This window comes from Parasphingorhabdus sp. NYA22 (assembly GCF_976973735.1).
Genome location: NZ_OZ333477.1, coordinates 156,598 through 169,410 on the forward strand (window position 1 = coordinate 156,598; position 12,813 = coordinate 169,410).

Here is a 12,813-nt window from a genome sequence, read left to right on the forward strand (position 1 = left end):
TTATGTAAATGTCGGCAGCAAACTTACCAGTGGATTTCAGCCGATTAGCCCGATAAGCGGAAAAGATGACCGATAAACAAACCCAGACCGTCGCCCTTTCCGAACTGCTTGATCAATGCGGACCCGGTGGCCCCGACCATCCGGTCGCTTTGCCGCAAAGCTGGACCCAGGGACGCACCGCCTTTGGCGGCCTCTCCGGCGCGCTTGCCTATCAGGCCGCCAGCCATATCGAAGCTGACCTGCCGCCGCTCCGCTCGGCGCAAATTGCCTTCACCGGACCGCTATTCGGGACATTGACCGCGGAGACCGCCATGCTGCGCCGCGGCAAGAGCACCGCTTTCGTGCAATCGGAGATTTTTGGCGACAAGGGTCTTGGACTGCACTGCAATTTTATCTTCGCAGCGCCCCGTCCGACCGAAGTGAAGACGTCCGATATTGTCGAGCCCGATTTCCCGGCGCTTCCTGACGGCGAGGACCTGCACAGCGGCCCCCCGCAGTTTTTCACCTCCAATATGGAATATGTCGGCAAGCGGATCGACACCAGCACCAAGACCAACCGTCTGACCCGCTGGATGCGGCTGAAACAGCGCGCCGGTCTCGATCCCGTCGCGGAAATACTCTGCATGTGCGACAGCCTGCCGCCCTCGGTCATGGGTTTGCTCGACAAGAATGCGATGGTCAGTTCGATGAACTGGCAGGTCAATATCATTGCCGAAGCGCTAACGACGCAAGATGGCTGGTGGCTGATCGATTCTCACACCCACCATGCCGATCATGGCGCGAGCAGCCAATATATGAGCATCTGGAACAGCCGCCGCGAACTGATGGCGACCGCGATGCAAAGCGTGGCTTATTACGCCTGATGGGATTGAGTGCGGACCAGCGAACCAAACCCAGTCTCGCCGTTATCGGCACAGGTATTGCCGGTCTGTCTGCCGCCTATTTGCTGAAAGACAAGTATCAGGTCACAGTTTTTGAAAGCCAGGCGCGGGCCGGCCTGGGCGCGCATAGCGTTGATTATGTCAGCAACGGCATCACCCGCCGGATCGACATCCCGCTGCGGATATTCTGCCACGGCTATTATGACAATCTGCTGGCGCTTTACGACCATATCGGCGTCGAGATACTGACCAGCGACCATAGCGGCATATTTTCCGACGAGGCGGGCCATGTCATCCTGCACTATGGAAACGTCCGTTTTGGCATGGCGCGATTTTCCCATTTGAAGGGGCGCAACTGGCTGAGCCCTGCGGCCTGGGCCATCGGTCTGCAGAGCAAACGGTTTTTTTCCCGGGCGAAACGGGATATCGCCCGAACCGATCTGGCCGACATCTCCTTCGGCGAATATTTGCAGCAGTCCGGAGCGGGCCGCGAATTTATCGATACTGTCCTGCTACCGATGATGTCGGTGACCTGCACCTGCGACTACCAGGCGGTGCGCGATTATCCGGCCGATCTTATGCTCGAATATCTCACATGCGGCGTGCACAAAATAGGGATCATGAGCGCGGCAAAGGGCGTCGATGATATCGTACCGCGTATGCTGGTCGATGTCGAGTTGCGAACGAACAGTCCCGTCGCTGTGATTGAACCGGACGGGCAGCAGCTTCGGGTGGTAACGCAAGCAGGCGCGGTTCAGCATTTTGACCAGGTCGTGATCGCCGCCCAGGCCCATCAAGCCGCAGCGATGCTATCCGGATTTGACGACCGCCAGGCTTTGCTCAATCGCATCCCGTTCGAACGATCGACCATGAGCGTGCACACCGATCAGGAAATCCTGCCGGCACCAACAAAGGGTCTGTCCCCGGTCAGCTATCATGTCCCGCGTGATTCCAGCCGCGCCGAAGTATCGGTTGATCTGACCAAGGCGATTGCCCGCCTGTCCGGTCAGGAAACCATTTTCCAGACCTGGAACCCGATGCGCAGAATCGCCCCCAATCGCGAACTGGCCAGAGTTAATTTCACCCGACCAACGGTGACCCGGGACAGCCGCAAGGCCGTCATCGCACTGCGCGAAAGCCAGGATCAGCCCGCCAACAGACTATGGCTATGCGGCTCCTATATGGCGGAAAGAATTCCCCTGCTCGAAGCTGCAGTCGATTCTTCGGTTTTGGTGGCGGAACATCTGGGCGCTGCCATACCGTGGAAAGCCAGCGCTCCGGCGGCAGCCTGAGCGATGGCCGAATTTCACGATCTCGCAGAACTGGCGCTCAATCGCGAAGGCCAGTCCTGGGGCAATCTCGGATATTGGCAAAGCGAGACGGAATATTCGGACGCTTGCCGCGCGATCGCACTGTTGCTGGGAGAACAGGCCGGGCTGGACCGCCAGTCGGTGGTTTTCGATGCCGGCTTCGGTTGCGGCGACCAGTTGCTGCTCTGGCTGGAGCATTTTCGGGTCGCTCGGGTCCGAGGCGCAAACCTGTCCCGCATTCAGACCGCCTATGCCAGGACTAAGCTGGCAAAAGCCGGATTTTCGGCGGCCGCGACGGCTATCGTACAGGGTGATATCAACGATCCCGAAGTCTGGCGTGCCACGCTCGATAGGAACAAGCCCAGCCATGTCTTGGCGCTGGATTGCGCCTATCATTTTCCCGATCGGGTGGCGTTTATTGCGCTGGCGCACAAGAATCTCGCGCCGGCCGGCCGGCTCGCGCTGACCGACTTCATGTTATCGGATCAGCACCGGACAGGTTCCTTCACGCATCGGCTGCTGCGCTGGATGCTGAAACGCTCGCATATCGCAGAGGCCAATATCGTGCGCCGCGACCTGTATCTCAGCCAGTTACAGGAAGCCGGTTTCGGAGAAGTCCGGATCGTCGATATCAGCGAGCATGTCATGCCTGGCTTCGCACGCTTCATCCGGACATTTCGGGGAAGCGGAAAGCTTGGGGGGTCAGGACCGCTCAAATATGCAGTGACCGGTCGGTTTCTCCAATGGGCCCATCGCCGGTCTATTTTGCGCTATTGCCTGATCAGCGCCACAAAAACCGGCAGATGAGCGGATCGTTACAGGCAATATTGCAGCGCCTTTTTCAGACCCACCCTTGGCTCGCCCATAGGCCGATTGTTCAACTACGCGCCGACATTGCGGAGCGCCTCTGATACTTTTTCCTTGAGATTTAGCAGGGTCGCGAGATTGACTTGCCGGCCTTCGGAAGCAACCGTGAAGATGCTTGAAACCAGGCCATCTATCTCGGTCAAAATTCCGGCCAGGTCGGAATGATCATCTGGGCCGACAACATGCAGGCCGCTATCTGTCAAACCGGCCAGCTTCTCTTCCAGACTGCGCCGCCTGGCAATCTCGTCCTGCAGCTCGTTTTGGATATCGGCCAGCGCCATGCTGCGGATAATCACGCGCTCGTCGAGAACATTATTGGTTCGCCGAATTTCGACTGCATCCCGCTTCTTGCTCAATTGCGATGCCATCCGCGCGCAGAGCACTTCGAAATCGATCGGCTTGGTGACATAGTCATCCGCTCCGGCCGACAAAGCCTCGACGACCGCTTCCCCTTCCGTACGGGCGGTGACCATGATGACCGGCAGCGATTTGGTTGCATCCATATCGCGCAGCTGTTTTAGCACCTCGACGCCGTCCATCATCGGCATCATATAATCCAGCAAGACGATATCGCGTATTGCTTCCTCAATGGATCGAAGCGCCGCCATACCGCTGTCGACGGCAGCGGCGACAAAGCCCGCCTTGCCCAGCCGGCGGCACAAAAGTGCGCGGTTCGCTTCCACGTCGTCGTCGACAAGGATTTTTACAACGGCTGGTTCGACTGGATGTTTATTCTGCATCATCAAGGCCTGCTTTCAATTCCTGTGGTCAAAATCGAAGGAGACTTGTCTGCGCCCTTGTCGGTCGTTTCCTGATCGATTTTGTCATCAAAAGCCCCGATACTGGCGACCAGCTTTCTCGGACTGATGCGATTTTTGGGCAGGATTTTGGCGATACATTGATGGAAATCTTGATCGGAATGCCGTCCTCCGACCATTTTGCTATGCGCTTGATTGCCTCGATCAGCACCCACTCGCCAATCTCGTTGATGATGTTCAGCTTTTCCGCAGCAGGGATAAAAGTATCAGGCATTATCAGACCCGAAGTCGGATGGTTCCAGCGGATCGGGGCTTCTGCAGACGAGATTTGCAATGCTATTTACCGGGAGATCGAATGAAGAATCCGGTGATATCAACCGTTAAGTTTCTGCCGCTAATCCCTTGCAACCTGCTTCACCTGAATGTCCGGCGCATTTTGCCATCCTCCACCCAGCGCTTTGAACAGACTGATTTGAGCGGCAAGACGGTCTGCACCGGCCGCGGCCGCTGCGGCGCGCGCGGATGCCCTGTCCTTTTCAGAATCCAGGAGCTGGAACAGATTGTCCGCGCCATAATCATAGCGCAAGCGGGAGATATGGGCGGCGCTTTCGCTCGCCGCCACAGCCTTGTCGAGCGAGCGTTCGCGGGCGATTGCCCCGTCCAGGCGGGCCAGGGCCTGTTCGGTTTCCTGAAGCGCGGTCAGAATGACCTTGTCAAACTCGGCCAGCGCTCCGTCAGCAACGGCTTCGGATTGTCGCACCTTTGCACGGGCGGCGTTGTTGAACGGGAAATTCCAGCTGATCAGCGGTCCGATGGAATAGCCAATGGAATCGGACTTGCCCAAATCACCTGTCCCGTTCGCACCAAGCGATATGCCGCCCAGCAAGCTGATCGAGGGGTAAAGCTGCGCGGTCGCCACGCCGATACGAGCGACATCACCGGCCAGTTGCCGTTCTGCCGCCCGGATATCAGGACGGCGGGCAAGCAATGTACGGCCGTCGCCGACCGGAATTGCCGTACTGGTCTTTGGCAAGGCGTCGCAGGCAGCGGCCTCACTGTCGGCCTGGGCTGGAGGATCACCGGTCAATACGGCAAGCGCGTATAAGGATGCGCGGCGCTCCGCCTCGAATGCGGGTATTTGCGCGCGTGTCTGTTCCAGCAGCAAGGTGGCGCTGTCAACGTCCCGGCGATTGGCGCGACCGCCCTGCAGCAGCCGCTGCGTAAGATCCTGGGTTTTTTCCTGCAGCTCCGCCGTTTCTCTGGCAACCCGCGCCTGAACCGCGAAAGAGCAGACCAGCATATAGGTCCGCGCGGTTTCGGCGGCGATCGCAACACGGGCAGCATCGAGCGCGGCCTCTGCGGTCTGCGAATCGGATCGGGCAGCCTCGATCGACCGGCTGACACCGCCGAACAGATCGACTTCATAAGAAGCATCGAAGCCGACCGAGAAATAGTCATATGTCACCGGCCCCGAACTGCCCGCCGAAGTGCTGGAGGCAGCCGTCCGGTTGCGCGTCGCCGACGAGCTGCCCGTCGTCACTGGCAGGCGTCCTGCACCGGTTTCCGCGAGCAAGGCGCGCGATCTCTGCAAATTGGCAGCCGCGATGCGCAAGTCGATATTGTTGCGCAGAGCTTTGTCGACCAGTCTGTCGAGCACGGGGTCATCAAATAACCGCCACCATTTCTCCGGCAGTTCGGCGACGGTAATATCGGGACTATTTCCGGTTTCGATCAGCGTGGCAGAGCCATCTGACAACGCCGCCGGCGGCCGGTAATCCGGCCCGACTGTGCAGGCAGACAAGCCGGCAATCGAAAGCGCTATGCCAATTTTTCTTATCACTCTGCGATCTCCGTGGCGGATTTGGATTGCCGGTCGGGATCAGCCTTTGTGCGTGATAACCTGTCACCCAGCTTGCGGGCGATGACGTAAAAGCTGGGCGTGAACAACAGGCCGAAAATCGTTACGCCAATCATGCCGAAAAATACCGCCACACCCAAAGCCTGGCGCATTTCCGCTCCTGGTCCTGAGCCGACAACCAATGGCAGCACCCCGAGAATGAATGCAAAGGAGGTCATCAAGATCGGCCGCAAACGTTGCGCTGCCGCCTTGCGGGCCGCTTCCAGCAATTCCATTCCCGCATCTTCATTCTGTTTCGCAAATTCCACAATCAGGATGGCATTTTTGGCAGCCAGACCGATCAAGACAACCAGCCCGATCTGGGTCAGTATATTATTGTCCAGTCCCATTAAATTGATGCCCAGGATGGCTGCCAGCAGACACATCGGGACGATCAGAATGACCGCAAGCGGGAGAACAAGACTTTCATATTGCGCCGCCAGCAGCAGGAAAATGAAGATAACGGCCAGGCCGAATATCAGCGTGGCCGTATTGCCCGCCTGCTGTTGCTGGAAGGCCAGTTCCGTCCACTCGTAGTTAAAGCCCTGCGGCATAATTTCAGTCGCCAGTCTTTCCATCGTTTCGAGCGATTGCCCGCTGGAGAATCCGCTGACGGTATCACCCTGCAATTCTGCCGATGGATAAAGATTGTAACGCACAACCCGGTAAGCGCCGCTGTCATTCTTCAGCGTCATGACTGCATCGAGCGGCACCATATTGCCCGCGGCAGACCGGGTTTTCAGCCTGCCGACATCGCTGATCTGGTCGCGGTGGGCGGCATCGGCCTGGGCCGTCACGCGAAAAGTACGGCCAAGATAATTGAAATCGTTGATATAGGTCGAACCAAGATAGGTGCCCAAAGTCGAGAATATATTCTCGACCGGCACGCCCATTTGCTCCGCCCTTTCCCGGTCAATATCGGCAAACAGCCGGGGGGTGTTGGTGTTGAATGTGGTGAAGGCAGAGGATAATCCTTCTTCCGCATTGGCCGCCGCCATCATTTTCATGGTGACGTCCTGCAGCGCTTTCAGTCCAGCGCCGCTGCGATCTTCGACAATCATTTTCCAGCCACCACCGGTTCCAATGCCTCGCACCGGTGGCGGCGGAACGATCAGTATATTGCCGGCGGTGATTGATGACAGGACGCCGCGCAATTCATTGGCAATAGTGTCTGAATCGGCGCGCTGATCATGGTCTTTCAAGGGAATGAACATGGTTGCGGCATTGGGAGCCACACTGAAGGTTGCTCCGTCCAGCCCGGCCATCGCGATAGTCGCCTTGACGGCCGTGTTCTCCAGCGCAATTTTTTGCGCCTCGGAGAGAATTTCATCGGTGCGCTGCAACGAAGCGCCGGGCGGCATTTGGACGATACCAATCAGATAGCCCTGATCCTGAGCCGGAATGAATCCGGTGGGTGTTTCGGTAAAACGCCAGGCCGTCATGCCAATCAGCAAGGCATACACTACCGAAACGATCAGCAGCATACGGACAGCGCGTCCGGTCAGCCGGCCATAGCGTTCCGATAATTTGTCAAATCCGCTATTAAATCCTCTGGCAAAACGAGCGGGGTAGCCGCGCCATCCGTCCCGCACGTCGGTGTCTTGCTTCGGCTTCAACAGCAGCGCCGCAATAGCAGGAGACAATGTCAGGGAGACAAATGCGGAAATGATCGTTGCGCTTACGATTGTCAGCGCAAATTGCTGATAAAACTGACCGGAAAGACCCGGAATAAATGCGGTGGGAATGAAAACGCCGGCGAGAACCAGTGCGATGGCAATCAGCGCGCCCGACACTTCACGCATGGTTTCGTGCGCGGCGGCCAGCGGGCTCAGGCCCTGTTCGTCCATCAGACGCTCGACATTCTCGACCACGACAATCGCGTCATCCACTACGATGCCGATCGCCAGGACCATGCCGAAAAGCGACAGATTGTTGAGAGAAAAGCCGAAGGCGGCCAGCATCGCCAGCGACCCGATCAGCGATACCGGAATTGCGATGATCGGAATGATCGCCGCTCTCCAGCTTTGCAGGAACAGCAGAACGACGATGGCCACCAGAATGATTGCCTCGATCAATGTACTTTGCACCGCTTCGATGGAAGCTTCGATATATTCCGTCGGATTATACGGAATTTCATAGGCCATGCCCGGAGGGAAGCTATCGGATACCCGCGCCAGTTCCGCTTTGACCGCTTCTGCGGTTGCCAGCGCATTGGACCCCGGCAACTGGGTAATCCCGACAGCAGTCGTCGGCTGGCCTTTCAGATAGGCATTGATGCTGTAATCCTGGGCTCCCAGCTCGATCCGTGCGACGTCGCGCAGCCGGGTAAGACGGCCTTCGTCATCGCGTTTGACGATGATCGCGCCGAATTGCTCCGGGGTGGTAAGCCGTCCTTCGGTCTGAATGTTCAGCTGGAAAGCGGTGCCGCCTTCGTTAAACGGTGGCTGGCCTATCGAACCGGCCGATACCTGGGCATTTTGCGCGCCGACGGAGCTGGTAATCTCGTCAACGGTCAGATTGCGGGCTGCGGCCCGGTCAGGGTCGATCCACACACGCATATTATAATCACGCCCGCCGAATTGCCGGACCCCGCCGACACCGGGAATGCGCAACAGACGGTCAATGACCTGCAATTTGACATAGTTGGAAACATATTGCTGCGTCAGCGATCCATCGCTGGAATAGAAGGTTGATACCAACAATATGTCCGGCGAGTTCTTGAGTACCGTCACACCGATTTGGCGGACTTCGGTCGGGAGCCGCGGTTCAGCGGTTGAAACCCTGTTCTGGACGAGAACCTGTGCCTGATCGACATCCACCCCTTGCGCAAAGGTCACGGTGATCGACACATTGCCGTCACCGGTGGAAGAGGACGACATATAGATCATGTCCTCTACTCCGTTGATCGATTCTTCCAGCGGAGCGGCGACCGTTTCAGCGAGGGTTTCCGAAGTCGCGCCCGGAAAAGTAGCGCTAACGATGACCGTCGGTGGCGCGATTTCCGGATATTGCGCGACCGGCAGGCTTGGATAGGCAACGATACCGAAGATCACGATCAGGATCGACAGCACCGCGGCAAAGATCGGCCGATCGATAAAAAAATGGGAGAATTTCATTATTATGCCACCGGCTTGGCATCGGTTGGCGGTGGTGCTTTTGCCGGGATCGATACCGGGGCTGTATTTTCAGACCGTGGCTTCATTTCGATAAGCTTGGCTTTTACCTCGGTTCCCGGTCGCAATCCGGCCAGCCCGTCGAGCACGATTCTCTCGGTCGGCGCGATGCCGTCCCGGATCACGCGCAAGCCTTCGACCAGCGGCCCGGTCTCGACGACGCGCTGCGCAACCTTGCCGTCTTTCCCGATAACGTAGAGCAGTTTGCGGGTCTGGTCGGCGACAATCGATTCATCGGGCACAAGCAGGGCCTCATAGGTCCCGGAGCCGAGCAAACGGGCTCGTCCGAACATTCCCGGGACCAGAAACCCGTCCGGATTTTGCACTTCGGCATGCGCCCGGATTGTCCCTGAATCCGGATCGATGGCATTATCGACAAAGGTCATACGACCGCGCCACTGGTAGCCGCTGTCATCCGCGAGCTGAATTTCAACCGGGTTCTGCGCATAGCGCGAAGAGCGGCGCTCACCGCGTTGATCCTGCCGGATATATTTCAGATAGAAACTTTCCGCGCCTTCAAAGCTGAAATATATCGGATTGACGGTTCCGACCCGGGTCAGAAGCGTCTGGCCGGCGACTACTGTATCGCCCAGCGCAACCCGCTTGTCGGAAATCCGGCCGGTTATCGGCGAACGGACCATCGTATAGGAAAGCTGCAATTTTGCTTCCTTCAGCTGCGCGGCAGCACCACTGCGCGCGGCAACCGCGGTGCGATAGGCCGCCTGTTTTTGTTCATATTCTTCCTTACTCACCGCCTCGAAGGCAAGCAGCTCCCGCGCCCGCTCCATTTCCGTGCGGGCATTGGCCACACTCGCTTCATTCTGGTTGATTTGCGCCTGCGCCTGCGCAACCGCATTGCGGAAAGTCCGCTGGTCTATCACGAACAGCAATTGCCCCTTCTGCACCTCGACACCTTCGCGAAACGCGATGCGCTCGATCGTACCGGAGACCTGCGGCATGATTTCGACATCCTGCATGGCTTCAAACCGGCCGATAAACTCGTCCCAGTCCACAACCTCCCGCTGCAGCGGGACAGCTACCGAGACAGTTTTAGGCGCTGGCGCCTGAGGCGCTGGCTCGCCACAAGCGACGACCAGAAGCAACGACATCAGCCCGATGACGGATTTCATAGAGAAGGGCATTTTGTCATGGCTTGCAGGAATCATGGCGGGAGGAGATCCAGTGAACTGTTATATGATAGGGGTCTTTTCTAGCCGGTCAGGTAACTTTATCTATGCTGCAACGCAACATAGATATAATTTGTCCGCTGTGGCAAAATCTTTGCTGCGGCAACCGGTGCCGCGGATACTGCCCTGCCGGAGCGCCGGCGGGAGGGGGTAAAGTCCTTGCCCATCTGCCTTCCTGAGCGGTCTAGCAGAAGGTCTGAACGCCCCTATTTCTTCGACCGTGAGAGCCATCTCGGGGCATCAGCTATAGGATTGCAGGGACATAATATAGTCGACAATGCCCGCTCTCCTGTCCTCAGACGGGTCGGATTGCGGTATCAGTCAGAGCCATTGAATTTCCGATCCCGCAGAAAACTGCGAAAATATGCAGAAAGGCCCTCAGAAGATTATGATTGTCAGTCAACGCGCGCGAACAAGCGCAATCAGCTGATCGCCATATTTAGCATTTTTACGGGGTTTTTGGAACCAATAGCGGTAATGGAGAAACTGTCTAATGGTGCCCAGAAGAGGACTCGAACCTCCACATCCTTGCGAATACATGCACCTGAAGCATGCGCGTCTACCAATTCCGCCATCTGGGCCCATGCAGGCGGTAATCGTCTCGATACCACCTGACAGAGGCGGGCGATTAGCCGCTTGGTGGCTCTGCTGTCAATGATTCATATCGGCTAAATCGCCTCATCACGGGTCGGCAGTCAGCGGCATATGGCGAACCCGCAGCGACAGAGCCTGAATTATGCTAGACTGTGCAGGGAATCGGATGTTGCTTCACCCGCCCGGCTGAGGCAGAGGCAAGATAGAAACCTAGGCACGAGTGGAAGATGGACATGGATCTCGACGGACAATTGATTTGCATATTTGGCGGAGGCGGTTTTCTGGGCCGCTATGTGGCGCAGGCGCTGCTCGAGCGCGGTGCGCGGCTGCGCATTGCCGAGCGTAACATCAAGAATGCCATGCATATCAAGCCGCTCGGCAATCTCGGGCAGACACAATTTGTCAGCGCGGACGTGACCAAGGCGGATAGCGTTGCCCGCGCGGTTCAAGGCTGCGACGGGGTGATCAATCTTGTTGGCATATTGAACGGCAATTTCGAAGCGGTCCATGTCGAGGGCGCGCGCAATGTTGCGGAGGCTGCCAGCAAGGCGGGCTGCCGCACTTTGCTGCACCTCTCGGCGATCGGCGCGGACAGCGCCTCCCCATCGCGCTATGGCCGGAGCAAAGGCGAGGGCGAACAGGCGGTTCTGAAAGCCTTTCCCGATGCGATCATCATCCGGCCCTCGATTGTCTTTGGCCGGGAAGACCAGTTCATCAATCGCTTTGCCGCGATGATTGCGATGTTGCCAGTGGTGCCGGTAATCGGCAGCGCGACCAAATTCCAGCCGGTATTTGTCGGCGATGTTGCCGATGTTGCGGCGGAGGCGCTGAGCCACCCGGAACTTTATGCCGGACAGACCTATGAGCTGGGCGGGCCGGAAGTGATCAGCATGGGCGATCTCAACCGGCGGATTGCAAAGATGACCGGGCGCGAACGGACCTTCATTGATGTGCCGGATATTGGCGCCCGCATATTGGCGATGCTGCCCGCCTCGCCGATAACATCGGACCAGTATAAGATGCTGCAGAAAGACAATGTCGTTGCACCGGGCGCCAAGGGACTGGACTCGTTCGGCGTAGCGCCGACCCCGCTCGCAGCGGTCGCCAGCGGCTGGATGGAAAAATATACCGCCCACGGCCGCTTTGGCGCGCGTGCCAAGGCAATCTAGGCGCGGCCAGACAGAGGCAGGACTAGAAAAGCGCCAGCAGCGCGATGCCCATCGCGACGCGGTAGACGACAAATACCATCATCGATGCCTTGCGCAAAAAGCGCATCAGGAAGGTCATCGTCGCCAGCGCGGCGACAAAGGTGAGCACGCCGGTGATCAGCGCTTCCTTTAGCAATGCACTGCTCGCGCCCATCAGATCGGGAATGATCAGCACGCCGGCACCGGCCACCGCCGGTATCGACAGCAGGAAGGAAAAGCGCGCCGCCTCTACCCGTGTATAGCCGAGGAAGCGGGCCGCGGTCATGGTCACGCCGGAACGGCTGGTGCCGGGGATCAGCGCCATCGCCTGGGCCAGGCCGACAATGATACCGTCTTTCAGCGTCAGGTCTTCGAAGGATTTGACCTGCCGCCCGAAACGGTCGGCGATGCCGAGCAGGATGCCGTAGACGATCAGGTTGACGGCGACCAAAGTCGTGCTGCGGAATCCGTCAAGATAGCCGCCGGTCTTCAGGAACAGACCAACAATGACGGCGGGAATCGTGCCGATGATGATCCACCAGAACAACCGCTTTTCGGCTGGCGCCTGGCCGATTCCGATCGTGGCGAGACCGCCTTTACCCAGCGACCAGACATCCCTGAAAAAATAGGTGATGATCGCGAGCAGCGAACCGACATGCACGGCAATGTCGATCATCGGGCCCTGGTCGGCATAGCCGGTGAATACCGGCAACAGGATCAGATGACCGGATGAGGATATCGGGAGAAATTCGGTAACGCCCTGCACAATAGCGAGGAGCAGCATTTGAATGAAGGTCATTGGACAGCCCGTAATATGGTTTTGCGCTCAATAGCTTTTCAATTTGTGGTTGTCGTGAGGAAAATATAGGTCCGATAAATTACTAGTTCTTGCTACAACGACAATCTGGCGGAGCCTACTGCATTTAGAAATCACTAATAGGACATTATTACTGACCTAT

At 57.7% G+C, this 12,813-nt stretch carries 10 protein-coding genes and 1 tRNA gene; 5 read left to right on the forward strand and 6 right to left on the reverse strand.

The window, feature by feature from the left end:
- The first annotated feature begins 65 nt into the window (after nucleotides 1-65).
- Genes ACWFTY_RS00735 through ACWFTY_RS00745 form a run of 3 tightly spaced genes read left to right on the forward strand, consistent with a single transcriptional unit; the run spans nucleotide 66 to nucleotide 2,998 of the window.
- On the forward strand, nucleotides 66-863 hold the full coding sequence (locus ACWFTY_RS00735; RefSeq protein WP_447525495.1) for a thioesterase family protein: 798 nt from the start codon (nucleotides 66-68) through the stop codon (nucleotides 861-863).
- A complete protein-coding gene (locus tag ACWFTY_RS00740; protein ID WP_447525496.1) occupies nucleotides 863-2,173 on the forward strand; it encodes an NAD(P)-binding protein in 1,311 nt (436 codons plus the stop codon). Before ACWFTY_RS00735 ends, ACWFTY_RS00740 begins: the two co-directional genes overlap by 1 nt.
- Nucleotides 2,174-2,176: 3 nt before the next feature.
- On the forward strand, nucleotides 2,177-2,998 hold the full coding sequence (locus tag ACWFTY_RS00745; protein WP_447525497.1) for an SAM-dependent methyltransferase: 822 nt from the start codon (nucleotides 2,177-2,179) through the stop codon (nucleotides 2,996-2,998).
- Nucleotides 2,999-3,072: 74 nt separating this feature from the next.
- Here ACWFTY_RS00745 and ACWFTY_RS00750 read toward each other — a convergent pair whose 3' ends face one another.
- Nucleotides 3,073-3,720, reverse strand: a complete 648-nt coding sequence (locus ACWFTY_RS00750; protein WP_447525498.1) for a response regulator — start codon at nucleotides 3,718-3,720, stop codon at nucleotides 3,073-3,075.
- Nucleotides 3,721-3,722: 2 nt separating this feature from the next.
- Here ACWFTY_RS00750 and ACWFTY_RS00755 point away from each other — a divergent pair, with 2 nt between their 5' ends.
- Entirely contained in the window at nucleotides 3,723-4,175 is a 453-nt protein-coding gene (locus ACWFTY_RS00755; RefSeq protein ID WP_447525499.1) for a hypothetical protein, read from the forward strand.
- 35 nt (nucleotides 4,176-4,210) lie between these two features.
- Here the strand turns inward: ACWFTY_RS00755 and ACWFTY_RS00760 are convergent, their stop codons facing one another.
- The 4 genes from ACWFTY_RS00760 to ACWFTY_RS00775 all read right to left on the reverse strand — a co-directional run bounded on the left by ACWFTY_RS00760 (nucleotide 4,211) and on the right by ACWFTY_RS00775 (nucleotide 10,654).
- Entirely contained in the window at nucleotides 4,211-5,656 is a 1,446-nt protein-coding gene (locus ACWFTY_RS00760; RefSeq protein ID WP_447525500.1) for an efflux transporter outer membrane subunit, read from the reverse strand.
- Nucleotides 5,653-8,829, reverse strand: coding sequence for an efflux RND transporter permease subunit (locus ACWFTY_RS00765; protein WP_447525501.1), 3,177 nt, complete (start codon nucleotides 8,827-8,829; stop codon nucleotides 5,653-5,655). Before ACWFTY_RS00765 ends, ACWFTY_RS00760 begins: the two co-directional genes overlap by 4 nt.
- A gap of 2 nt (nucleotides 8,830-8,831) precedes the next feature.
- Entirely contained in the window at nucleotides 8,832-10,028 is a 1,197-nt protein-coding gene (locus ACWFTY_RS00770; protein ID WP_447525502.1) for an efflux RND transporter periplasmic adaptor subunit, read from the reverse strand.
- Nucleotides 10,029-10,567: 539 nt separating this feature from the next.
- Nucleotides 10,568-10,654 (reverse strand) — tRNA-Leu (locus tag ACWFTY_RS00775).
- Nucleotides 10,655-10,894: 240 nt separating this feature from the next.
- Between ACWFTY_RS00775 and ACWFTY_RS00780 the strand changes: the two genes are divergently transcribed.
- Nucleotides 10,895-11,836: a complex I NDUFA9 subunit family protein gene (locus ACWFTY_RS00780; RefSeq protein WP_447525503.1), complete on the forward strand. Its 942-nt coding sequence runs from the start codon at nucleotides 10,895-10,897 to the stop codon at nucleotides 11,834-11,836.
- A gap of 22 nt (nucleotides 11,837-11,858) precedes the next feature.
- On the opposite strand, the gene ACWFTY_RS00785 is transcribed toward ACWFTY_RS00780, so the two are convergent.
- A complete protein-coding gene (locus ACWFTY_RS00785; RefSeq protein WP_447525504.1) occupies nucleotides 11,859-12,653 on the reverse strand; it encodes an undecaprenyl-diphosphate phosphatase in 795 nt (264 codons plus the stop codon).
- Nucleotides 12,654-12,813: the final 160 nt, after the last annotated feature.